Annotated in this window: 21 protein-coding genes; 17 read left to right on the forward strand and 4 right to left on the reverse strand. The window is 66.7% G+C overall.

Annotation, left to right across the window (positions count from 1 at the left end):
- Positions 1-120: 120 nt before the first annotated feature.
- The 3 genes from ACWDUD_RS09070 to ACWDUD_RS09080 form a co-directional block, all read right to left on the reverse strand.
- Positions 121-1,482: an MFS transporter gene (locus tag ACWDUD_RS09070; protein WP_450109111.1), complete on the reverse strand. Its 1,362-nt coding sequence runs from the start codon at positions 1,480-1,482 to the stop codon at positions 121-123.
- A gap of 76 nt (positions 1,483-1,558) precedes the next feature.
- A complete protein-coding gene (locus ACWDUD_RS09075; RefSeq protein ID WP_248675088.1) occupies positions 1,559-3,709 on the reverse strand; it encodes a molybdopterin-containing oxidoreductase family protein in 2,151 nt (716 codons plus the stop codon).
- A gap of 4 nt (positions 3,710-3,713) precedes the next feature.
- Positions 3,714-4,556 carry a glucose 1-dehydrogenase gene (locus ACWDUD_RS09080; RefSeq protein WP_248675087.1) on the reverse strand — a complete coding sequence of 281 codons (843 nt, stop codon included), beginning with the start codon at positions 4,554-4,556 and terminating at the stop codon, positions 3,714-3,716.
- Between the two features lie 99 nt (positions 4,557-4,655).
- On the opposite strand from ACWDUD_RS09080, the gene ACWDUD_RS09085 reads away from it, so the two are divergent.
- The 8 genes from ACWDUD_RS09085 (at position 4,656) to ACWDUD_RS09120 (ending at position 14,011) form a co-directional block, all read left to right on the forward strand.
- A complete protein-coding gene (locus ACWDUD_RS09085) occupies positions 4,656-5,471 on the forward strand; it encodes an enoyl-CoA hydratase/isomerase family protein (RefSeq protein ID WP_248675086.1) in 816 nt (271 codons plus the stop codon).
- A 55-nt stretch (positions 5,472-5,526) separates the two neighbouring features.
- Positions 5,527-6,564, forward strand: coding sequence for an LLM class F420-dependent oxidoreductase (locus ACWDUD_RS09090; RefSeq protein WP_248675085.1), 1,038 nt, complete (start codon positions 5,527-5,529; stop codon positions 6,562-6,564).
- Positions 6,561-8,048, forward strand: coding sequence for an acetyl-CoA acetyltransferase (locus tag ACWDUD_RS09095; protein ID WP_248675084.1), 1,488 nt, complete (start codon positions 6,561-6,563; stop codon positions 8,046-8,048). The genes ACWDUD_RS09090 and ACWDUD_RS09095 overlap by 4 nt, the downstream gene beginning before the upstream one ends.
- A gap of 74 nt (positions 8,049-8,122) precedes the next feature.
- Positions 8,123-8,440, forward strand: coding sequence for a hypothetical protein (locus tag ACWDUD_RS09100; protein ID WP_248675083.1), 318 nt, complete (start codon positions 8,123-8,125; stop codon positions 8,438-8,440).
- The gene (locus ACWDUD_RS09105) at positions 8,437-8,880 is read left to right on the forward strand and encodes a Zn-ribbon domain-containing OB-fold protein (protein WP_450109112.1); all 444 of its coding nucleotides are present in this window, start codon (positions 8,437-8,439) and stop codon (positions 8,878-8,880) included. The genes ACWDUD_RS09100 and ACWDUD_RS09105 overlap by 4 nt, the downstream gene beginning before the upstream one ends.
- Positions 8,877-10,070, forward strand: a complete 1,194-nt coding sequence (locus ACWDUD_RS09110; RefSeq protein WP_248675081.1) for a thiolase C-terminal domain-containing protein — start codon at positions 8,877-8,879, stop codon at positions 10,068-10,070. The genes ACWDUD_RS09105 and ACWDUD_RS09110 overlap by 4 nt, the downstream gene beginning before the upstream one ends.
- Before the next feature lie 25 nt (positions 10,071-10,095).
- Complete coding sequence (locus ACWDUD_RS09115) at positions 10,096-11,541, forward strand: aldehyde dehydrogenase (RefSeq protein ID WP_450109113.1); 1,446 nt, start codon at positions 10,096-10,098, stop codon at positions 11,539-11,541.
- A 40-nt stretch (positions 11,542-11,581) separates the two neighbouring features.
- Positions 11,582-14,011: a CaiB/BaiF CoA transferase family protein gene (locus ACWDUD_RS09120; RefSeq protein ID WP_450109114.1), complete on the forward strand. Its 2,430-nt coding sequence runs from the start codon at positions 11,582-11,584 to the stop codon at positions 14,009-14,011.
- A gap of 75 nt (positions 14,012-14,086) precedes the next feature.
- Here ACWDUD_RS09120 and ACWDUD_RS09125 read toward each other — a convergent pair whose 3' ends face one another.
- Positions 14,087-15,325 (reverse strand): cytochrome P450, encoded by a 1,239-nt coding sequence (locus ACWDUD_RS09125; RefSeq protein ID WP_450109115.1) that lies wholly within the window; start codon positions 15,323-15,325, stop codon positions 14,087-14,089.
- Positions 15,326-15,804: 479 nt separating this feature from the next.
- Here ACWDUD_RS09125 and ACWDUD_RS09130 point away from each other — a divergent pair, with 479 nt between their 5' ends.
- The 9 genes from ACWDUD_RS09130 to ACWDUD_RS09170 all read left to right on the forward strand — a co-directional run bounded on the left by ACWDUD_RS09130 (position 15,805) and on the right by ACWDUD_RS09170 (position 24,004).
- Complete coding sequence (locus ACWDUD_RS09130) at positions 15,805-16,281, forward strand: cupin domain-containing protein (protein WP_197251403.1); 477 nt, start codon at positions 15,805-15,807, stop codon at positions 16,279-16,281.
- 1 nt (position 16,282) lies between these two features.
- Entirely contained in the window at positions 16,283-17,470 is a 1,188-nt protein-coding gene (locus ACWDUD_RS09135) for an LLM class flavin-dependent oxidoreductase (protein WP_450109116.1), read from the forward strand.
- 51 nt (positions 17,471-17,521) lie between these two features.
- Positions 17,522-18,334, forward strand: coding sequence for a mycofactocin-coupled SDR family oxidoreductase (locus ACWDUD_RS09140; RefSeq protein WP_420750322.1), 813 nt, complete (start codon positions 17,522-17,524; stop codon positions 18,332-18,334).
- A 64-nt stretch (positions 18,335-18,398) separates the two neighbouring features.
- Positions 18,399-18,881: a Zn-ribbon domain-containing OB-fold protein gene (locus ACWDUD_RS09145; RefSeq protein ID WP_197251400.1), complete on the forward strand. Its 483-nt coding sequence runs from the start codon at positions 18,399-18,401 to the stop codon at positions 18,879-18,881.
- Positions 18,878-20,053 (forward strand): thiolase C-terminal domain-containing protein, encoded by a 1,176-nt coding sequence (locus ACWDUD_RS09150; RefSeq protein ID WP_450109117.1) that lies wholly within the window; start codon positions 18,878-18,880, stop codon positions 20,051-20,053. Before ACWDUD_RS09145 ends, ACWDUD_RS09150 begins: the two co-directional genes overlap by 4 nt.
- A gap of 16 nt (positions 20,054-20,069) precedes the next feature.
- Positions 20,070-20,687, forward strand: a complete 618-nt coding sequence (locus ACWDUD_RS09155; RefSeq protein WP_197251398.1) for a lipocalin-like domain-containing protein — start codon at positions 20,070-20,072, stop codon at positions 20,685-20,687.
- Complete coding sequence (locus ACWDUD_RS09160; protein WP_420750326.1) at positions 20,663-21,343, forward strand: TetR/AcrR family transcriptional regulator; 681 nt, start codon at positions 20,663-20,665, stop codon at positions 21,341-21,343. Before ACWDUD_RS09155 ends, ACWDUD_RS09160 begins: the two co-directional genes overlap by 25 nt.
- A 6-nt stretch (positions 21,344-21,349) precedes the next feature.
- Complete coding sequence (locus ACWDUD_RS09165) at positions 21,350-22,768, forward strand: aldehyde dehydrogenase family protein (RefSeq protein ID WP_420750327.1); 1,419 nt, start codon at positions 21,350-21,352, stop codon at positions 22,766-22,768.
- A gap of 45 nt (positions 22,769-22,813) precedes the next feature.
- Positions 22,814-24,004, forward strand: a complete 1,191-nt coding sequence (locus ACWDUD_RS09170; protein ID WP_420750328.1) for an aromatic ring-hydroxylating oxygenase subunit alpha — start codon at positions 22,814-22,816, stop codon at positions 24,002-24,004.
- The last annotated feature ends 38 nt before the right edge of the window (positions 24,005-24,042 follow it).

Genomic DNA, 24,042 nt, shown 5'->3' on the forward strand with positions numbered 1-24,042 from the left:
GGCATGGGTCGCACTTCTTTGTGTCGTCATGGAGCGGGCCGGCCCACGCCGGCGAGCCGACGCCGAAACGAGGACGGGCCCCGGTCGTATCGACCGGGGCCCGTCCTCTAACCCTGTGTGTTACACCGACACCGGGGCCTTGGCGTCGTCCTGGGCCCGGACCGAGGATCGTCGACTGCGGGACAGGAGGGTGGCCGCGAAGCCGAGCAGCGAGACGACGCAGACCAGGAGGCTGAGCCACACGGTGGTGTCGTCGAACGCAAGCGCGACCGCGATGACCGGGACGACCGCCGCACCCAGCGCATTGCCGGCCTCACGGCCGAGACCGAGACCGCTGTATGCGTGCTGGGTGTGGAACAGCTCGATGACGTATGCGCCCATCGGGCCGAAGATGGCGGCGACGCCGATGCCGTTGCCGGCGGCCATGACCACCCAGTACAGCAGCGGAGGAGTGCCGACGCCCGACAACAGCGAGATGCCGATCCAGGCGAACGCGGCGCTGTAGAGGAAGCCGAACATGATCACAGGCGCTCGCCCGACCCGGTCCGACAGGGAGCCGAACATCGGGATCAGAGCGGCGTTCGTGAGCTGCGCAGCGATGAGACCGACGAGGACTTCGGTGCCGCCGTAGCCGAGTTGGTTCTTGCCGAAGGTGCCCATGAACACGATGTAGAAGTAACCGATGCCGGTCTGGCCGATGGTCATCACGAGCACGGTCAGCAGGGCGCGCGGCTGCTGCCGGATAACGTCGAGGAGCGGACGTTTCGAGACTGTGTCGCTCTCCTCGATCTCACGGAAGGCGGGTGTCTCGGGCAGGCTGCGGCGAAGCCACAGGCCGTAGGCGAGGATCACGACGCTGCACAGGAACGGGATGCGCCAACCCCACGCGAGGAAGTTTTCCTGGGACATCAGCGACGACACCACGAGCAGCGAGAGCGTTCCGAGCACACCGCCGAGCGCCGCGCCCATACCGGGCAACGAGCCCATCAGGCCCTTCTTCTTCTCGGGTGAGAACTCGACGGCGACCAGGGCCGCACCGCCGTACTCACCGCTGGCGCCGATGCCCTGCAGGATTCGCAGGAACACCAGCAGAGCCGGTGCGACCCAGCCGATCTGGGCGTAGCTCGGCAGCAGACCGACGAGCAGGGTGGCGACACCCATCAGAACGAGGGTGAAGACGAGGATGCGCTTGCGACCGAGGCGGTCGCCGAGGCTGCCGAGGATCACTCCGCCCAACGGGCGGACGAGGAATCCGACGGCGAATGTGCCGACCGCCTGGAGCGTTCCCAGGAGGGGGCTCGAGCCGGCGAAGAACACGCTGGCGAAGACCACCGACGCTGCTGAGGCGTAGAGGCTGAAGTCGTAGTACTCGAGCAGAGTCCCGACGAATGCGGCGCGGCTCGCGCGTCGCGAGTCCGCGCGGGAGTGTCCGGGATGGGTGCCTGCAGGGGAGTCTGCAGGCACAGTTGTACGTTCGGTCATGCGAAACCTCGCGTTGGGGGATGGTGGGCGAGAGGCCCGGATCGTGAAGTGACGCCGACCACATTAGCTACAGTGATTAGATTTGTCTATCGGGTGCGCTGCTCTCGCTCCGCGTGACCTCGACGTTGATCCCGGTGAGGTGCGACTGATTGCTGAGGATGTCGTACGCACCGATTCCGGTGGGGGAGAGGTTGTTCACGTTCACCCCCGGGTGACGCCGCGCCACGTCGAGGCTGCGAGCGGTGCGCTGGCCCCAGCCGTGCGTCATCGCCACCACGCCCGGTCGCAGCCCGTCGTCGTATTCCAGCACGGCGTCGATCGAGCCGTACCGGTTGTGGACGGTGACGTGATCGCCTTCGGCCAGATCGCGCCGTTCCGCATCCTTGGGGTTCATCCACAGCGGATTATCCTGGTGCACACCTTGTTTCAAGATCGAAAGGTTGTGAAGCCAGCTGTTCACCATGTACGGGGTGCGGCGGGTGACGAGCTTCAGCTGGTCCGCGCTCTCGGCGCGCAGCTCCTCGAGGATGTCCTCGGCGGTGCGGTAGGCGCGCCGGAAAATAGTTGGGCAGCAATCGATCAGGCCGTCGTCGTGCTGGACCGCGATGGTGAACACGTGGGACGGCACCGCCTCGGGCAGCACCGCCGTCTGACACGGCATCGATTGCAGGAGTTCGATGCTCAAACCGGCATCGCGCATCGCTGCATCGGCCGCGGCGAGAGGATCGGGATCCGGGGCGTCGAGCAGGGTCGTGACCCCCATCTCCTGCTGGATCCGCGACAGGATCCACCAGTCGTCGCGACGTTCACCCTTCGGCGGCACCACCGCGGGGGTGTACTGCACGTACGGCTCCAAGGCCACGCCCATCGTGTTGAGGAAGTTGACGTCCTCGTGCTCGAGCCAGTCGGTGGCGGGCAGAACGAAATCGGAGATCTCCCCGGTGACCGTGCGATACAGGTCGATGGTGACGATCAGCTCGACACTCGCCAGAGCCCGGCGGAGTTCTTGCTCGCCGCCCACCGACAACAGCGGGTTGCCGGAGATCACGATCAACGCCCGAATGGGATCGTCCGGATTCTCGATGTACTCCGCGAGCCGCGCCGCGGGAAGATCCCCGCCGACGGTGCGGGTCTCTCCGAGGCTGCTGGAGAAGAACGGATCCTCGCGCCTGCGCTTCGAGTTCTGCACGACGTCGGTCATGCCGCGCGAGTAGATGTTGCCGCCGCGCCTGCCGAGGTTGCCGGAGAACAAGCTGATCATGTTGAGCATCCAGTACGCCAGCGCACCCTGACGTCCTTGGTTCACGCCGGTCGCCATATAGATGCTCGCCGTGGGCGCGGCGCAGAAGTCGTCGGCGACCTGCCTGATGGAGTCGGCTTCGATGCCGGTCACCGCGGCCACCCGCTCGGCCGGATAGCGCTGCACGAATTCGAGCAGTCCGTCGACGTTGCGTGCGTACTTCTCCACCTCGGTGCGGTCGTATCCGATCCGGAAGACGATCTCGTGCAGCATCGCCGCGAGGAAGTAGAAATCGGTGTCCGGTTTGATCAACAGCACGTCGCCGGTGTCCGGTCCCGACGACTCGATCCGCCGCGGGTTGACGAAGAGCACGGTCCCACCCCGGTGCTTCACCGCCTTGATCTTCCCCATCGGGTCCGAGACGTGCATCAGCGTCATGTGCGAGACCTGAGGATTGCTGCCCAGGCAGAGGAAGTAGTCGGTGTGCAGCAGATCCGGGATCGGGTGGGCCATCGATGCCCCGTAGATCGCCTCGCTCGCAGCGTATTTCGCGGAGGTGTCCTGGGTGCCGGCGCTGAAGCGCATCCGGGTGTCGAATCCGCGTGCGAGCGCCGCGGCGTTGGCGTAGTAGGTGCCGTTGAACGCCGACGGGTTGCCCTGGTAGATCGCCAGTGCGTTGCGTCCGTGCCGTCGGCGGATGTCTTCGAGGCGGGCGGCGATCTCGCCGACGGCATCGTCCCAGTCGACCGGTTCGAAGTCGCCGGCCTCGGTCCTGCGTGGATTCGTGCGTCTGAGTGGCCGGTCGAGGCGGTTCGGATCGTCGTGCACCCGGAGATAGTGCACACCTTTGTGGCAGGAGAAGCCCTTGTGGACGGGATGGTCCTGGTCCGGTTGTAACCGGACGACCCGATCGTCCTCGACATCGGCGACGAGACCGCAACCCGGTTCACAGATGCGGCAGAAGGTGTGGACCCGGCGCGCGGTCATCCGGTCATCCACCGACCGTCGCGGCGCGCGACGACGCCGCGAGGGCTTCCTCTCGATAGTTGGACGGCCACTTCTTGCCGAGGGTCAGGCCGCCGTCGACCCCGAGGGTCTGGCCCGTCACGAACTCGGCGTCGTCGGAGGCGAGGAACGCCGCGGCGTGGGCGAGGTCCTCGGGTTCACCCGCGCGGGGGATGGGCTGGAAGTTCGTCAGGCTGCGCCGCACGGCCTCGACACTGCGATCGAGCGCGTCGTCCTCGAGTCCGGCGCCGTGGCCGACGATGCGGGTGGCGACGCCGCCGGGGACCAGAGCATTGACGCGGATCCGGAACTCGGCCAGCTCTACTGCTGCGGTTCGGGTCAGTTGCAGCACAGCGGCTTTCGCTGCGCTGTAGGGGTGCGGACCGAACCCGGTGCGGACGCCCGCGACGCTCGAGACGTTGATGATGCTGCCGGATCCCTGCTCGCGCATGACCCGTGCGGCGTGTTTGGTCCCGAGGAACACGCTGCGTGCCAGCACCGCGAATCCGTTCTCCCACTCCTCGAGCGTGGTGTCCTCGAGGAACGTCCACGCTCCCACGCGGCCCGCGTTGTTGACCATGCAGTCGAGCCGGCCGAACCGGTCGACTGCGAGCGCGACGGCGGCTTCCACCTCGGCTTCGTTGCGCACATCGGTGTGCAGGTAGACGCCGCGGTCGCCGAGTGCGGAGGCGACGGCCTCGCCGCGTGCGTCGTCGATGTCTGCGACGACCACGCGGGCCCCGCGCTGGGCGAACGTGTGCGCAGTCGCCGCACCGATTCCGCTGGCGGCACCCGTCACCAGGGCTACCTTGCCGTCGAGGTTCGTCATGGGACTCCTTCGGTCGTCGTCCGTGCGCGGTTTCCTTGAGCTTTTAATCTAAAGCCATTAGCCTGCGTGTGTCGAGCACTCAGTCCCTTGGAGAGTCATATGTCCGATGTGAAACCGATCCTGACCGAGCGACCGCGGCCAGGTGTGCTCGTGATCCGGCTGAATCGCCCCGACGAGCTGAATGCCATGAACGTCGACCTCATCGACGCGTTGCACGAGGTGCTCGCCGAGGTTCGCGACGATTCGACCACCCGCGCGATCGTCCTCACCGGCGAAGGCCGGGCCTTCTGCGCCGGGCTGGACCTGCGCGGATACGGAACGCCGTCGGGCACCACGGAGGGTGAGGGGCGTGCGCAACTCGGACTGCGCGTGCAGAAGCACATCGCGGGTCTCGTCGACGACTTCCGCAGCGCGCGGCCGCCGGTCATCGCCGCGGTCAACGGGGCTGCGGCGGGCGGCGGCATGTCGCTCGCACTGATGGCCGACATTCGTATCGCGTCGGAATCCGCGGTGTTCCACGCCGCGTTCATCCGCCGCGGCCTGTCCAATTGCGATATCGGCATGAGCTGGCTGCTGCCCCGCATGATCGGGTTCTCCCGGGCCGCGCAGATCATGCTCACCGGCCGTTCGATCGACGCCGGCGAGGCCGAACGCATCGGCCTCGTCTCGTCCGTCGAACCTGCCGACGCACTGCTCGACGTCGCGTTGGACACCGCCGAGGCCATCGCGCAGAACAGCCCGTTCGGGGTGTGGATGACCAAGGAGGTCATGTGGTCGAACCTCGAGGTGCCCAGCATGCGTGCCGCGATCGACCTCGAGAACCGCACCCAGATCCTCAGCTCGCTGACCCGGGACCACAGGGAGGCCGTCGTCTCCTTCCTCGAGAAGCGTCCCCCCGAGTTCCGGAACCACTGACCATCGGCCGACGCCGGCTCGACCAGAACACACGTAGCAGAAGTAGCGAGGCAGCATGAGAGTAGGAATCGCCGCAGGTTATTGGGGGTCGGGCCCGCCGCGGCACGTCGAGCGGATGCTCGCCGAGGCCGAGACGCTCGGGGTCGACAGCTTCTGGACCGCAGAAACGTACGGGTCCGACGCGCTGACGCCGCTGGCGTGGTGGGGCGCGCAGACGTCGACGATCAAGCTGGGCACCTCGGTGTGCCAGATGTCCGCCCGCACACCGACGGCGCTGGCGATGGCTGCGCAGACCCTCGACCACCTCAGCGGCGGCCGCGTGATCATCGGTATCGGCGCCTCGGGACCGCAGGTCGTCGAAGGCTGGTACGGGCAGCCGTACCCGCGGCCCCTCGAACGCACCCGCGAATACATCGAGATCATGCGCCAGGTGTGGGCGCGGGACGAACCGGTGACCTACTCGGGACGGCACTATCAGCTTCCCCTGCAAGGCGGAACGGGACTGGGGAAGCCGCTCAAGTCGATCGTGCACCCGCTGCGCAACGACATTCCCGTCTACATGGGCGCCGAGGGACCGAAGAACGTGGCGCTGGCCGCCGAGATCGCCGACGGCTGGACACCGCTGTGGTTCTCGCCCAAGAGCGACGAGTTCTACCGCAAGGCACTCGCCGAGGGGTTCGCCCGGGAAGGCGCACGCCACACGGCCGACGACTTCGAGGTCGCGAACGTGTGCTGGCTCGTCGAGAACGACGATGTGGAGAAGGCCGCGTCCCGGCTCAAGCCGACGGTCGCCCTGTACGCGGGCGGCATGGGCGCCAAGGGCGCGAACTTCCACAACGACGTGTTCGCGCGCATGGGCTGGGGTGAGGTCTGTGCCGAGATCCAGGAGCTGTACCTGAGCGGGCGGGCCGATCTCGCCGCGCAGGCCGTGCCCACCGAGATGGTCGAGGACGTCGCGCTCGTCGGTCCCGCGGACAAGATCATCGAAGAGATCGAAACCAAGTGGAAGCCGACGTGTCTCACCACCCTCATCCTCGGTGGGTGGCCGAAGCCGGAGAACCGTAAGCGCATTCTGGAGGCGGTGCAGTCGTGAGTCTGGATCCGAGAACCCCCATCCTGGTCGGCGTCGGCCAGGTCAACGAGCGCGACGGTGGCATCGAACCCGTCGATCTGATGGTGCGTGCCGCGCGCGCGGCGGCCGACGATGCCGGTTCGGCGCGACTGCTCGAGCTTGTCGATTCGGTCCGTGTGGTCGGGTTGCTGTCCTGGCGCTACCGGGATCCGGGTGCGCTCGTCGGGGAGCGCATCGGCGCGACCGTCCGGCACACCGGTTACTCGGGCAACGGGGGCAGCACGCCGCAGGTCCTCGTCAACGGTGCCGCCGAGGACATCGCCGCAGGGCGTGCCGACGTCGTGCTCATCGGTGGTGCCGAATCCTGGCGCACCCGAACGAAGTTGCGCGCGCAGAAGCAGCGTCCGGAATGGACGGTGCAGGACGAGTCGGTGCCGGCCGCCGAAATCATGGTCACCGACGTGCCGATGGCCGACGAGAGCGAACGCCGGATCGGTCTGGACCGGCCGTCGTACGTCTATCCGCTGTTCGAGCAGGCGCTGCGCGTGTCGGCGGGGCGCTCGGTCGCGGAGCACCAGGACTTCATCGGCGGGTTGTGGTCGCGGTTCAGCAAGATCGCGGCGACGAACCCGAACGCCTGGGTGCAGCGCGAGTACACCGCCGCGGAGATCGCGACCCCGTCGCCCGACAACCGGATGATCTCCACGCCCTACACGAAGCTGCTGAACTCGAACAACATGGTCGATCAGAGCGCGGTGCTGCTGCTGTGCTCGGTGGAGACCGCCACCCGGCTCGGAATTCCGCAGGAGTGCTGGGTCTTTCCGCAGTCCGGCACCGAATCGCACGACACCTATGCGATCGCCGAACGCGGTGCGCTCGACCGGTCCCCGGCGATCCGCATCGCGGGCGCGCGGGCCCTCGAGCTCGCGGGGATCGGGCTCGACGACGTCGCGCACGTGGACGTGTACTCGTGCTTCCCCTCGGCGGTGCAGGTCGCGGCGAACGAACTCGGTCTCGCCCTGGACGACCCGGGTCGGCCCCTCACCGTGACCGGTGGCCTGACGTTCGGCGGCGGACCGTGGAACAACTACGTCAGCCACTCGATCGCGACGATGGCGGCGCGGCTGCGCGAGTCTCCCGGCTCGTACGGCCTGGTCACCGCCAACAGCGGGTACCTGACCAAGCACGCCATGGGCGTGTACCGGTCCGAACCGCCGGCCGGCGGCTTCCGTCGTCTGGATGTGCAGGCCGAGGTCGACGCGCTCCCCACGACGAAGGCGCTGCTGTCCTGTGCGGGCACGGCGTCGGCGGAGTCGTGGACCGTGGTGTACGGCCGCGACGGCGCCCCGGAGCGCGGTTTCCTCGCAGCCCGCACCGCCGGTGGTGAGCGGACGCTCGCCGCGACCACGGACGCCGACGATCTCGCGCGTCTCGTCGAGGACGATGTCGCAGGCAGGCAGGTCGTCGTCTCGGAGGACGGGCAGTTCCGGTTCGCCCGACGTTGACGGCTTTTATCTAAAGACATAAGGTTAATGCCACTGACACGACGGTCTCGTGTCACGAAAGCGAGGAGTTCACAATGTCTGTCGAAGACTTCCGCGCCCTGTACGAACAGCACGTGGGCTACGTCGTCGCCGGAAACATGAAGGCCGCCCTGGCCGACATGGTGCAGGAGAACATTCCGCAGGTCTTCGACGGCGTCGACGCCCCGCGCGCGGCCGCCCAGGGTTTCGAGATCAGGGACGTGCGTGCCGAGGGCGACCTGATGGTGGGCGAGACCGTCTACGACATGGGCGACCGCTCGATCGGGCTGCGCTCCATCTGGGAACTCCGCGACGGACGGTGGCTGGCCGCGAAACTCGAGAACTTTCCGACAGGAACGGACGCGAACGCATGACGACGACCGAACCATGGGGGCCCGCTCCCGACGGGCTCGACCGGCCCTACTGGGAAGGCCTCCTCGAAGGTGAGCTGCGGCTGCAGCGCTGCACCGGGTGCAGCACCTGGATCTGGGGCCCGCAGGCCATCTGCGGCACCTGCCACGGCTTCGACATCGGCTGGGAGACAGTGGAACCCGTCGGTACCGTCTACAGCTGGAATCGCAGCTGGTACCCCTACATGGACGAATACGCCGACAAGTTTCCCTACGTGACGGTGCTCGTCGAACTGCCCCACGCCGGCGGACGCCGGGTACTGGGCATCCTCACCGACGACATCGACACGAACCCCGAGATCGGCGACCCCGTCGTCGGGGTGTTCGAGCACACCGAGGGCGCGACCTGGCCGTTGCTGCGCTGGCGTCGCACCGGCACGACCGAAGAAGGAGAACAGCGATGAGCGCGGGCAACGTGCGCGGGGCCGCTGCGGTCGTCGGCGTCGCCGAACAGCACTACCGTCGCGGCGAGGCACCCCACAGCGAGAAGCGGATGATCCTCGAGGTCATTCTCGAAGCGTGCGTCGACGCGGGCATCAACCCCCGCGAGATCGACGGCTTCGTCTCCTATGCGGGCGGTCCCAACGACGGCGCCATCATCGGCGGCGCGCTGCTGATCGACGAACTCCGCTGGTCGAACATGATGTGGGGCGGTGGCGGTGGCAGTGTCGCCGCCGCGATCACGAACGCGGCCGCCGCGATCGCCACCGGCCAGGCCGAGTGCGTCGTGGTGTACCGCGCCATGTCGCAGGAGGATACGGGCCGGCTCGGGTATGCGAAGTACCACTACGGAAGTCACTTCCTGGCCCACGGCATCGGTTCGCCCGCGCAGATCTGCGCCATGCGCACCCAGCGGATGCTCGAGCACGGCGGCGTGCCGCGCAGCGCGATGCGCGCGCTCGTCCTCGCCGCGTACCAGCACGCGCAGAACAACCCGACCGCGCAGGGTTACGGCAGGCCCCTCGACGAGGACACCTACGAGAAGTCCCGGCTGATCGCCGAACCGTTCCACCTGTTCGACTGCTCCCGGGAAAGCGACGGCGCGGTCGCGCTGGTGCTGGTCTCCGCCGAACGCGCCAAGACCCTGCGGCCCGATCCGGCGTACCTGCTCGCCGGTGCGCAGGGGGCACCCGGTGGCTTCTCCGAGCTGATCGACAACGACCTGGGCGAGCAGTACATGTCCGCCGGATTCGGTCCCGCCAACAACGGAAAACCCGGTGTTGCGCAACGACTCTGGGCCGGAGCCGGATTGGGTCCCGACGACGTCGACGTCGTGCAGGTGTACGAGAACTTCAGCGGCCCCGCAGTGGCGGCGCTGATCGATCACGGCCTGTGTCCCCCGGGGGAAGCGGCCGGCACGTTCATGACGGTCGAGAACCTCACCGCACCGGGCGGCAAACTCCCGATCAACACCAGTGGCGGCAACCTCGCCGACTCGTTCGTCAACGGCCTGAACCTCGCGGTCGAAGCGGTCCGCCAGATCCGCGGCACCTCGACCAATCCGGTGGCGAACGCGAAGACGTCGCTGTTCATCGGCGGCCCGATGGCGCCGCTCGTGAGCTCGGTGCTGTTCGGCCACGAAGACACGCTCTGACCGTCACCCCCGCGAAAGGCACGACATGAACGACCTGGACAGGAACGAACTGTTCATCGGCGGCCGGTGGGTCGCGCTTAAGTCCGGTGCCACCACCGACGTCATCGAGGCGGCCACCGAGAAGGTGCTCGGTACGTCGGCCCTGGCATCCGAGGCCGACATCGACGAGGCGGTCGCGTCCGCGCGCGCCGCGCTGACCGGCCCGTGGGCCGCGCTGACCAACGCCGAACGTGCCGACCTGCTCGACCGGTTCGCCGCAGCGCTGAAGGCCCGGGGTCGCGACACCGCCCGGCTGGTGACCCGCGAGAACGGCATGCCGATCGCACTGTCGAACGGAGTCAACGGCTTCGGCCCCGCGGCGATGTTCTCGTACTACGCAGGCCTGATCCGCGACGCGGCCGACGAGGACGTGCGGCCGAGCGCGTTCGGCGGCCGGACCGTCGTGCGCCGCGAACCCGTCGGTGTGGTCGCGGCGATCACGCCGTGGAACTACCCGCAGCCGCTGGCGGCGATGAAACTCGCCCCCGCGCTCGCGGCGGGATGCACGGTGGTCCTCAAGCCGGCACCCGAGACCGCGCTCGACGCGTTCGCCTTCGCCGACGCCGCCGTGGAGGCCGGTCTGCCCGAGGGCGTGCTCAGCGTCGTCCCGGCCGGCCGGGAAGCCGGTGCCTACCTGGTCTCGCACCCCGGCGTCGACAAGGTGGCGTTCACCGGGTCCACGGCCGCGGGCCGCGCGATCGGCGAAGTCTGCGGCCGGCTGCTGCGCCCGGTCACCCTCGAACTGGGCGGCAAGTCCGCGGCGATCGTCACCGAGCAGGCCGACCTCGACGTATTCGCGAAGAACCTGCTCGAGGTGTCGCTGGTGAACAACGGCCAGACCTGCCACGCGAGCACCCGGATCCTCGCGCCGCGCTCGCGGTACGCGGAGGTGGTCGAGGCGGTCACCGAGACGGTGCGGGCGCTGACCGTCGGCGATCCGCTCGACAAGGCGACGAACATCGGGCCGCTGGTGTCGGCGGCGCAGCGCGAGCGCGTGCTCGGCTACATCGAGGCCGGTCGCGCCGACGGCTACCGCATCACCACCGGTGGCGGGCGCCCCGCGTCGCAGTCCGTGGGCTGGTTCGTCGAGCCGACCGTGTTCACCGATGTCGACAACTCCGCGCGCATCGCGCAGGAGGAGATCTTCGGCCCGGTCCTGACCATCACCCCGTACGGCGACGAGGACGAAGCGGTGTCGATCGCCAACGACTCGGAATACGGCCTCGGCGGCACGGTCTGGACCACCGACGAACAGCACGGCCTCGACCTGGCCGCACGCATCCACAGCGGCACCGTCGGAGTCAACTACTACGCCCTGGATCTCGCGGCGCCGTTCGGCGGCGTCAAGTCGTCGGGGCTGGGCCGCGAGCTCGGACCCGAGGGACTGGCGCCGTACTTCAACGCGAAGTCGGTGTACTTCGGAACTCGCTGATGCGCGCGGGATCTCGCGGCAAGCACACACTTTGGAGCACATGATGGCACTTCCACTGCAGGGTGTCCGGGTACTGGAACTGACGGACGGATTCGGCGACGCCGCAGGCAGGTTTCTCGCCGACCTCGGGGCCGAGGTCGTCCGGGTCGAACTTCCCGGCGGATCGGCCGGGCGATCGGCGCAGCCGGTCCGGAACGGAGTGAGTGTTCCGTTCGCGCTGCGCAACGCCAACAAGCTCGGTGTCGTCCTCGACCTCGACGACGAACAGGACCGGGACCGGCTGCGCGCACTGGCACGGCGATCGGACATTCTCCTCGACTCGTTCGCGCCGGGCTTCCTGGCGGCGCGGGGCATCGGCGCCGAGGATCTGTGCCGGATCAATCCCGCGCTCGTGGCCGTGTCGATCACCGGTTTCGGGCAGGACGGTCCGTACCGCGACTGGGCGGCGACCGAGCAGGTTCTCTACGCGCTCAGCGGCGTGCTGTCGCGGTCCGGTGAACCGGGGGAGGAGCCGCTGCTGCCACCCAACGGCCTGATCGACGAGTCGGTGGCCGTGCACACGGCGTGGTCGGCTCTGCTCGCCTACTTCGACCGCCTGCACACCGGACGGGGGCAGACCGTCGACGTCTCGGCGTTCGAGGTCGTCACGCACGGCTTCGATCCCGGCTTCGGTGTGCAGGGGTCCGCTGCCGCCGGCCGCTCCGAGGACTTCCCGCGGGGCCGGCCCGACGCCGCCAACTTCTATCCGGTCTACCGGTGTGGCGACGGTCAGGTGCGCATCTGCCTGCTCGCCAAGCGTCAGTGGCGGGCGATGTTCGAATGGCTCGGTGAGCCCGAGGAATTCGCGGATCCGAAGTACGACACGATCCCCGCCCGGTTCGCCGCGTCCGATCGTCTCAACCCGCTCATCGAGCAGTTGTTCAGCACTTACACCCGTGACGAACTCGTCGCCGAAGGCGCTGCCCGCGGTATCCCGATCGGTGGGCTCAACACGGTCGCCGAGGTGCTGACGACCGAGCACTTCGACGCGTCCGGCACCTTCGTCGACACCGAGATCGCGCCCGGCCTGACCGCACGGGTTCCGTCCGGTTACGCGAAGATCAACGGCGAGCGGGCCGGAATCCGCACTCGCGCACCGGAACCCGGGGAACACAACGAACAGGTCTTCGGGGCGGCCGCCGACGACACGCGTGACCTGATCCCCGCGCCGCGGCGCGAACCGGGCACGCGTCCGTTCGAGGGGCTGCGGGTTCTCGACATGGGTGTCGTCGTGTTCGGCGCGGAACTCGGGCGTCAGTTCGCGGACAACGGCGCCGATGTCATCAAGATCGAGAACTCGAACTTCCCGGACGGCCTGCGCCAGTCCAAGCGCGGCGCCGCTCTGGCCGCGTCCGTGGCGTGGGGCCACCGCAACCGGCGCAGCCTCGGGCTGAACCTGCGCAGCCCCGAAGGCATCCGCATCTTCAAGAAGCTCGCCGCCGAGGCGGACCTCGTGCTCGCCAACTTCAAGCCCGGCACCCTCGCCGCGATGGGCCTGTCGTACGACGAGCTCGCCGCGATCAACCCGCGCATCATCGTCTCCGAGAGCAGCGCGTTCGGCAGCGTCGGACCGTGGAACAAGCGCCTCGGCTACGGGCCGCTGGTGCGGGCGGCCTGCGGTGTCTCGGCGCTCTGGCGGTACTCGGACGCCTCCGACGGGCTGTGCGACGGCTCCACCGTCTACCCCGATCACATCGCCGGACAGGTCGCCGCGACCACGATCCTCGCCGCGCTGATCAACCGGCTTCGTACCGGGCGCGGCGCCGCGATCGAGGTCGCGCAGGCCGATGTCGCGATCGTGCAGCTGGCCAATCAACTCGTCGCGGAGTACCTCGAGCCGGGATCGATTCACGCACCGGGCAATTCGGATCCGTACTCGGCGCCGTCCGGGGTGTACTCGTGCGCGGGTGACGACGAGTGGTGTGCCGTCACCGTCCGCGGTGACGAGGACTGGGTCCGGCTGTGCGAGGTCCTCGGACGGTCCGAGCTGGCCGACGACCCGCGTTTCGCGACCGCCGAGCGCAGGATCGAGAATCGGGCCGAGGTCGACGAGGTTCTCGCGCAGTGGATGGCGCTGCGCACGCCGACCGAGGCGATGGAGGCGTTGCAGGCAGTCGGCATCCCCGCTGGGGCGATGGTCCGGTTGCCGGAGTTGCTGACGAATCCGCAGCTCGTCGCCCGCGGTGCGTACACCGAACTCACCCACGAGTTGTTGCCGGCCTCGCTGCCGACGGCGAAGCAGGTGGCGCACTTCTCGGCGTTGCCGGCCTGGCCGCTGCGGCAGGCGCCGGCGCCCGGACAGCAGACGCGGGAGATCTGCGAGACCGTGCTCGGCCTGAGCACGCCCGAGATCGACGCGCTCGTGCGTGACAGGGTGCTGCAGCCCCCCGCCGACGATCCGGCGCTGTCGCCGGTTCCCTCCACAGTGTGACGCAAGCCCGAAGGTCCCCGGAGTTTTCCTCCGGGGACCTTCGTCGTTGCGGACCCGTCGGCGGCCCGGCGGATCTCAGCGCGTCGACGGCGTGAACGTGATCGGAAGCTTCGCGCAGCCCCGGACCTGTGACGAATGGAAGACGGCGGGATCACCCGGGACGAGGGCGTAGTCGGGAATCCTCGAGTGGATCTCTTCGAGGGCCAGCGTCAGCTCGAGCCGCGCGAGGTGGGAGCCGAGGCAGCGATGAGGACCGGCACCGAATCCGATGTGACGATTGGGATGTCTCTCGATGCGAAGCTCGTCCGGGCAGTCGAACTCGTCGTCGTCACGATTGGCGGCGGTCATCACCACCAGTAGTTGATCGCCGGCCTTGACGGAGACACCGCCGATCCGAACGTCGCGGGTTGCGCGCCGGCCGGCGCTCGTCGCGGTCTCGATGCGCAGAATCTCCTCCACCGCCGACGGGATCAGCGTCGGGTCGTCGACGATCGCCTCGCGCTGCTCGGGATTGCGCGACAGGTGGATCAGTCCCCACGCGAGAGCGCCTTGGACGGTATGCAGCCCCGCGACCAGAAGCAGGAAGAACATTCGGCACAGCTCCTCGTCGGAGAGTGGCCGGGGTGTGTCTTGGATGTCGAGAGGGGTGTTGATGATCTGCGCCGTGAGGGTTTCGGAACGGTCTTCGCCGGATCGGACCTGCGCAACGACCCGCCCGAAGTACTCGTAGATTTCGGCGGCGGCCTTCGCGCGGGCCGCGGCGGATTCCTCTTCGGTCGCACCGGGGATGCCTTGCAGCGTGATGTCCGTCCACTCCGTGAACTGCGGTGCGTCGCCCAATGGCCACCCCATGAGAGCAAGGAAGATTCGAGTCGGCAATTCGTGTGCGAACTCGGCGATGAACTCGCATTCGCCCTTGTGCGCGAACCGGTCGATCAGCTCGCTGATGATTCTTCGGATCTCGGGTTCGAGCGCCTTCATACGTTTGGGGCTGAACAGTGGCTGCAAGGCCTGCCGGTAGTAGCTGTGTTCGGGCGGGTCGAGTTCGAGCGGTAGGAATTTGCCCTGTGCGGCATTGAGTAGATTGTTCGGGAAGCTCGAGAACGTCTCTGCATCCTGGAGGATCTGGAGGGCTTCCTTGTACCTCGTGACGACCCAGTGCCCGCCGTGGTGCGGGGAATAGAGGATCGGACCCTGCCTGCGTAATGCGGCGACGCGTTCCTGAAAGACGTCGGTAGGCACGGCCAGGGACGGATCGTAGACATCGAAGTCGGTGATCAGGTGAGCGGGAATATCGGTCTGTGTCGTGATCATCGGTGATCCTTCGCGAGGGGAGTGGTCCGGGAGATCGCCTCGGTGAGGTGGCTTCCGGGGAGTCGGCCGAGGACGCGCGGTGACAAGTGCGGGAGCTGCCATGAAAGGGGAATTGCCTTGGGAAGAAAGGCGATTCCTCTGGGAAGAAAGTAGATCAGCGATTTCCCGCTGGTCAACAGTGTAGATGTCTCGGGTCCGCGATTTCCTGGATTCTGCCGAACCGCTCGCTCCGCTTGACCGATTAACCGATAGCATTTAGATTGAGTGATGTGATCTGAAGCACTCCGATGTGTGCGGGTCGCGTAGCGCACGAGATGTGCGGTGGTGCTTCTTGTGTGTTCGACCGGGTTGAAACCCGTTGTAGGACAGTTCATGTGCCCGCGTTGGCGGCACGGACCCGATATCGACCCGAGTTCCCTTCGGCGCAGCTGCTTTTCGAGAATCTGCGCCGCTACAGAGTTGTCTCCCGGAGGTCGGAGATGAGTTTTCGACGTGTGATCGCAATGGAGCGGAACGGTGCGGCGGTGCTCGTGGCCGACGAGAAGATCGACAGGATCCACGCCGCCGGCATCGACCCGATCTGGCGCACCGAAGGCATTCCCGAGGTTCCTGATCCCGGTGCGATACCGGACACCGTCGGGTTTCCGGATCCCGGTGGAGTGTGGGTGATCGGCTGGGTCCTCGAACCCGGGCGCATCGGCGACAACGACAACGGAATCGTCGTCATGGACGATGACGCACCGGGTTTTCACCGCACCGATTCCGTTGACGTCCATGTGCTTCTGGAAGGTTCGCTCGTCCTCGAGCTCGACGACGGGGTGGAGGTCGAATTGAATGCCGGCGACACGGTGGTCGTCAACGGCAACAAACATCGATGGCACAACCGCGGTGAACGGACGGCCCGGGCCATCGTCACCATCTGCGGCGCATCACGCAACTATCGACAGGAGACCTGACATGAATTCGACAACTGCGAAGCCTGCGCCACTGAAGTGTGGAGTGTTTCTTCCGCCGTATCACAACCCTCGGCGTAACCCTACGATGGCGATCGAACAGGACCTCTGCCACGTCGAGGAGCTTGATCGACTCGGATACGACCAAGTGTGGTTCGGGGAGCATCACAGCGGCGGATACGAGGTCGGGCCGTCCCCGGAACTGATGATCGCGGCGGCCGCGCAGCGAACGTCGCGCATCGAGCTGTGCAGCGGCGTCATCTCCCTTCCCTACCACCATCCGCTGATGGTTGCCGATCGAATCACCTTTTTGGACCACATGACTCGTGGCCGAATCCGCATCGGGGTCGGGCCCGGCGCGCTGGTGGCGGACTCGCAGATGATGGGTATGGACTACAACCTCCTGCGGCCGCGGATGGAAGAAGCCCTCGACGCCATCCTCGAACTGCTCACCACGCCCGGTCCGGTCGACCGGAAGACGGAATGGTTCTCGCTCGAGGATGCCCGGGTCCAGCTGGGCCCCTACTCGTATCCCGGCGTCCCGATCACCGTGGCAGCGGCGATGTCGCCGTCGGGCCCGAAGCTCGCCGGAAAGTACGGGCTCGGTCTGCTGTCCATCGGTGGAACCGGTGCGAAATCGGTCGAATTGCTCGCGCAGACTTGGGATATCACCACCCGCGAGGCGAACGAGCACGGGCAGACGGTGAATCGGAAGGATTGGGCGGTCGTCGGCAACATCCATATCGCCGATACCTTCGAACAGGCAGTAGAGGACACCCGATACGGGTTGCGCGACTTCATGGACTACCGCCACGTCGTCACCCCGATGAAGATGATCGAACCCGGCGAGGAGGTCGCACACGAGGAACTCGTCCGGCGCGTCAACGAGTCAGGCTACGGCTGCATCGGCGACGCGAACGACGCCATCGCCTACATCCGCAAGATCATCGACCGCACAGGTGGTTTCGGCACCTTCCTTGCGACGGCGCACGATTGGGCAGAAACCGAGGCGACCTCGCGCATGTACCGCATCCTCATGCGAGATGTCATGCCGCACTTCAGGGGAACGTGCGAGCCGCTCCTGAACTCGTACCACTGGACGCAGGCGCGCAAAGATGGCTTCAGCGAGCGTTTCGCGACCGGCATCAGCCAGGCGACGCAGGACTACGAGCGCGCGAAGAGCACCCGCTAGCCGGTTCAGAAGTTCCCACACCGAACCCATGTTTCGACACCAGGAGAATCGATGACGTCACTCGACGGAAAAGTAGCTGTGATCACCGGTGGGGCACGAGGCCAGGGACGTTCCCACGCGCTCACCCTTGCAGCCGCGGGCGCGAAGATCGTCGTGTGCGACGTCGCCGCACCGATCGAGGAGGTGCAGTACGCACTCGCGACCCCGGAGGATCTCGAGGAGACGATCCGGTTGGTCAAGGAAGCCGGGGGCGAGATCGCCGGCATGCAGGCCGATGTCCGGAGCAGTGCGGATATGAAGGCGGTTGCGGAGTTGGCCGTGTCGCAGTTCGGCCGGATCGACATTCTGCTGGCCAACGCGGGTATTCACGATCATGCCGAGTCGACGATCGAGATCGACGACGACGCGTGGCAGACGATGCTCGACGTCAACCTCACCGGCGCGTGGAAGGCCTGCAAGGCCGTCGTGCCCGTGATGATCGAGGGTGGTCGGGGTGGATCGATCGTGATCACCTCGTCGGTGGACGGATTGGGTGCTTCACCGTCGTGGGGTCACTACGGTGCCGCGAAGCACGGTCTTCAGGGCCTGAAGGACACCCTCGCGTTCGAGCTCGCCGACCACAACATCCGGGTCAACACGGTCAACCCGACCGGAGTCGACTCGCCCATGGCGACCGGCCTGTCGAAGGTGCTGCCGCACGTGGTGCGTAAGTGGAAGCACAACGACCGAACGAACCTGCTCGACGTCATGATGCTCGAACCCCAGGACATCTCGGATGCGGTGCTGTGGCTCGTGTCCGATGCCGCGAAGTATGTCACCGGGATCGACCTGCCGATCGATGCGGGATACCTGACCAAGCACTGACCGGATGTGACCTGCCCCAGCGGCAGAAGCAGACGTGCCATTTCACGAGAGCGGAGCGATTTCGATGACCCCGAGTGGCAGCGTGACCCGCGAGTTCCCGGCCACGGAGCTGGTCGGTCCGTACGCGGACGGCCTCGACCTGCCCTACTGGGAGGGGCTGCGGGCAGGGGAGCTGCGATTGCAGCGATGCGCCGCGTGTGACCTCTGGATCTGGGGCCCGCGCTGGATGTGCGGGCGGTGCAGTACGTTCGACCCGGACTGGGTCGCGGTGGAACCGCATGGACGGGTCTTCTCGTGGTCGCGGACCTGGCATCCGTTCGTCCCCGAACTGGCCGGCGACCTGCCGTACATCACCGTCCTCGTCGAACTGCCCCATGCCGGAGGGCGACGCGTTCTCGGTCTGCTGGCGGAGAGCGGCGACACCGGAATCGCCATCGGCGACCACGTCACGGGCGTCATCGCGCAGCCATCCGACGCGCCCTGGCCGCTGCTCCGCTGGCGCCGCGTGAGCGCATCGTCCGAGCCGGGGAAGGAAGCACAGCGATGACCGATACATTTCTCCGTGGTGCGGCGGCAGTAGTGGGCGTCAGCGAATTCCACTACAAGCGAGGGGAATCGCCCGACGGTGAGCTTCGGATGACACTGCGGGCCATCGTCGAAGCAGCTGCCGATGCCGGTGTTTCCCCACGCGATATCGACGGATTCGTCTCGTACGGCGGCGGCGAGAACGACGGGACCGTCGTGGGTGCCTCGCTGATGTCCCATCGGATCCGATGGTCCAACATGATCTGGGGTGGTGGCGGCGGTGGCGCCGCCGCGGCGATCACCAACGCGGCGGTCGCCATCGCAGCGGGTCAGACACAGTGTGTTGTCGTTTATCGTGCTATGGCACAACATGATTCCGGAAGGCTCGGATACGCAAGGCATCATTTCGACGGTCACATGCTCCCGCACGGGGTGGGATCACCGGCCCAGGCCTGTGCGCTGCGAACTCGGCGGATGCTCGACCACGACGGTGTTCCCGAATCTGCTGTGAGGGCGTTGGTTCTCGCCGACTACTTCCACGCGCAGCAGAATCCGGATGCCGCGGCGTTCGGCCGCCCGCTCGACGAGCCGGCCTATGAAGCGTCCCGGATGATCGTCGAGCCGTACCGTCTCTACGACTGCTCGCGTGAGAACGACGGAGCCGTAGCGTTGATTCTGGTCGCCGCAGACCGCGCCGAGAAGCTTCATCCGAACCCCGCCTACGTACTGGCCGGGGCTCAGGGTGCGATGGGTGGGTACGCCACCGACACGGAGAACGATCCCGACTACAGCTCGGCCGGCTTCTCCGGATCCTCCGGCGTCGCCGAAACCCTCTGGAAAAATGCTGGACTCGGCCCCGACCAGGTCGACGTGGCCCAGGTCTACGAGAACTTCAGCGGTTCCGGAGTGGCCGCACTGATCGATCACTCGCTGTGCCCGCCCGGAGCCGAGGCAGGCAAGGTGATGACCGTCGAGAACCTGACGGCCCCGCACGGGCTTCTCCCGGTGAACACCAGCGGCGGCAACCTCGCGGATTCGTTCGTGAACGGAATGGGGCTGGCTGTGGAGGCCGTCCGCCAGGTGCGTGGCACCTCCACCAACCAGGTGCCCGACGCGAAGGTCTCCCTGTTCATCGGCGGGCCGATGGCCGCACTCTCGAGTTCGATCCTTCTCTGCACGCGTGACGTGCTGTGAGTGGAGAGGAAGCAGAATGAGTATCGACGCCGGTATCGGTGGTCTGTCGATCGCCGAGCGCATCGTCGGGGCCTGGGAACTCGTCGAGTACTCGACGACCTCCGACGGCGGGAAGGTCGACCACCCGCTGGGAGCCGACGCTCGCGGTCTGATCGTCTACTCGGCGGACGGATTCATGTCGGCACAGATCATGCGTCCCGGCCGCACCCCGTACCGGTCGCGCAACGTACACAGCGGTGAGACGAGCGAGCGAGGTGAGGCTGCCGGCGGGTATCTGGCGTACTCGGGCCCCTATCACGTCGACGAGGACAACGCCGCGGTCTGGCACGAGATGACGGTATCGCTGTACCCGAACTGGATCGGCGACAACCAGAAGCGAGATGTGCGCTTCGACGGCGATCTGATGACGCTGTCCTCGGATCCGCTCGTGTTCCGCACCGTCACGTTGTTTCCGGCGTTGGTCTGGCGCCGCGTAGCGCCTCGGATGGGACGGGCGGAGTCGTTGCTGCGGGCTGGTCGTCACGAGTCCGGCGCCAAGATGCAGACGACCCCGACGCAACGGCGCCGGACGGATGCTTCCGATTCGTTGTTCGATCGAAGGTGGGAACAGTGGGACGACCGACAAAACCCCTGATCAGTCGGAGTTCGGCGGTCGCAGCCAGTATCGAGATCATCGACACCGAAGGAATGGACGCGTTCAGTCTGCCCCGCGTCGCCAAGCAGCTGAATGTGAGGACCTCGTCGCTGTACCACCACTTCGCCGATCGTCGTGAACTCATGACGGAGGTGGCGAAGAAGCTGATGACGGAAGCGGTTCTCCCCGAACGTCCGCCGGGCACCCACTGGGTGGAGTGGTTCGTCGATCTCAGTCTCAACTACCGCGACGCGATCCTCCGGCATCCCAATGCGGCACTGGTCCTGGTGCAGTTTCTTCCGCGGGACATCCTCACCGGCACCTACGAGAAGTGTGCCCGGATCCTCGAGGAAGGGGGCGTCCCTGCGTCCCTGCATGTGGTGATCCTGGACGGGCTGGAGAAGATCTCTCTCGCAACCACGCTCGGCGACCTCATGCGCGACCCGGTCGGCAGCAGGGAGGTATTTCCGAACGTCGACGAGCGCAGGCACCCCACGCTCACCCGTGCGCTGGACGCCAACGGCTGGTCGTCACGAGAGCTCTTCGTCGTGACGATCCGTGGGTTTCTCGCCGGCGTCACGAACGGAGCCGACCCCTACCCGGGAACCCGAATCGAACTACCCGGCCAAATTCGAACTACCGACGGAGCGGAGTAGACCGTTATGACACTCGACCTGTATGTGGACGGCGCATGGATCGCGTCGGCGAACGACGAACGTATCGACGTGGTGAATCCGACCACGGAAGCGCGGATCGGGAGCGTTCCCGCGGGATCCGCGCAGGACGTCGATCGCGCGGTGGCGGCGGCGCGGCGAGCCTTGGTGCAGTGGTCGCAGACGGCCCCGAGCGACCGGGCGGAGCTCGTCTCGCGTCTGGCCGACGAACTCGAGCGGCGGCAGGACGAGATCACGGACATCGTCGTGGCAGAGGTCGGCACCCCGCGCCGGGTCGCTCGGTGGGCTCAGGTCGGACTGGGCATCATCGACCTGCGCGAGGCGGTGTCCGCCGCCGCCGACTTCCCATGGGAAGCGCCGCTGCGCAACTCGTTGATCGTGCGGGAGCCGGTCGGCGTGATCGGGTGCATCACCCCCTGGAACTACCCGCTGCACCAGATCACCGCCAAGATCGGCGCCGCGCTGGTGACCGGGTGCACGGTGGTCGTCAAGGCCAGTGAGGTGGCCCCGTTCACCGCCTGTGCTCTTGCGGAAGCGGTCGCCGCAGTCGGAATCCCGCCCGGGGTGTTCAATCTCGTGCACGGGTACGGACCCATCGTCGGCGAAGCCATCGCCGTTCACCCGGACATCGACATGGTCAGCTTCACCGGATCCAACGAGGTCGGCAAGCGAGTCCTCGAACGGGCCGCCGGAACCGTGAAGCGAGTATCGGTCGAACTGGGCGGAAAGAGCGCGGCCGTGCTGCTCGACGACCTGAACGACGAGGAGTTCGCGCAGGCGGTGTCCCACACGGTGCGCGCCTGCTTCATGAACGGCGGACAGTCCTGCAACGCGCAGACCCGGATGGTCGTCCCGCGCTCTCGCCTGGCAGCGGCCGAGAAACTCGCGGCGCAGGCGGTTGCCTCGTACCTGCCCGGCGACCCGACCGACGGCGACACCAAGCTCGGACCGATGGTCACCGCAGCCCAGCGTGAGCGGGTCCTCGGCTACATCCGATCCGGCATCAAGGAAGGCGCACGACTGGTCGTCGGGTCGGTCGATGCGCCCGTCGGCACCGGATTCTTCGTGGAACCGACCGTGTTCTCCGACGTGGACCCGGAATCCACGATCGCACAGGAGGAGATCTTCGGACCGGTGCTGTCGATCATCGCCTGCGACACGATCGAGCAGGCCGTCGAGATTGCGAACGGCACGATCTACGGGATCGCCGGTGCCGTGTGGTCCGGCGACCTCGAGCGTGCGAAGTCGGTGGCCCGCAGGTTGCGTGCGACCCAGATCGAGGTCAACGGCGGAAAGTTCAACGGCGCAGCGCCGTTCGGTGGTTTCAAGCAATCCGGACACGGGCGTGAGGGCGGGGTGTTCGGCCTCGAGGAATTCACCGAGATCAAGAGCCTGCAGCTTCCGTGACGTTCGTACGGCACCCCGCAGAGGCCCCGCGAAGGAGTGAGCACCATGGTCTACACCGACCTGCCCTACGACGAGACGACGAAAGCGGGCTTCGCCCGCGCGATGTTCGACCACCTCGACAACGGCACCACCGACATGGCGCCGGGGATCCTCGAGATCGATCCCCGCATCTACACCGATCCGGAACTCGCGGCCCGGGAACGCAGTGAACTGTTCGGGCACATTCCGATCATCGCGGCGCACAGCACCGAACTGCCCGGCAGGAACGACTTCGTGACCGTCCAGCTGCCGAACAACGAGGTCGTTCTCGTCCGCCAGGCAGACGGAAGCGTGCGCGGATTCGTGAACACCTGCCGGCATCGAGGAGCCAGGCTGGTTCCGGACGAAAAGGGTTCGAAGCGAACGTTTTCCTGTCGGTACCACGGTTGGGCATACGGGGCCGACGGCGGTCTGCGATCGATCGCGGACGAGTCGACGTTCGGGATGGTGGACCGCAGCTGCATGGGCCTGCTGGAGGTCCCGGTCGAGGAGCGGCACGGGTTCGTCTGGGTCGTCGACTCGGCAGCGGACGGCCGCAAGATCGATATCGAAGCGTGGCTCGGGCAGGAGTTCGACGACTCGCTCGCCGCCATGGAAATGGACGAGTACACCTGCTACACCGTCGGGAACTTCGACGTGGACATCAATTGGAAGGTCCTGATGGACGCCTTCCTCGACGGCTACCACATCACCTCGACCCACGCCGGAACGGTCGCCCCGTACTTCTACAACAACGCCCAGTCATGGCAGCCGATGGGCAGGCACGGGCGAATGGTGACGGCACGCAAGAGCATCGACTCGGTTCGCGGCGGGGCACCCGCAGAGGTGCCGATCGATCGGCACATCACCGTGGCGCACTTCCTGATGCCGAACATGTCGGTGCTGCGTCAGCCCGACCATCTGGAAGTGCTGAACTTCGTCCCGGCTCCGGGCACCGCTGTCGGGACACGGATGCAGATCCGTCTCCTGACTCGGGAACCGGCCGTGACGGACGAGCAGAAGGCGCGGTGGGACAAGAACTGGAACATCCTCATGGCGGTGCTTCGTGACGAGGACCTCGTCGTCAACGAAGGACTCCAGAGGGCCGTGTCGAACACGGACCTTGGACCACTGCTCTTCGGGCGCAACGAGATTGCAAACCAGCATTTCCATCGGTGGATGGCACGTGCATTCGCGGATCCACAGAAGTGGGGATGAGAGTCGGGTTTCCGGCAGGCCGGCTCCGTCGGTGCCGT

This window comes from Rhodococcus sp. NPDC003382 (genome assembly GCF_053589135.1).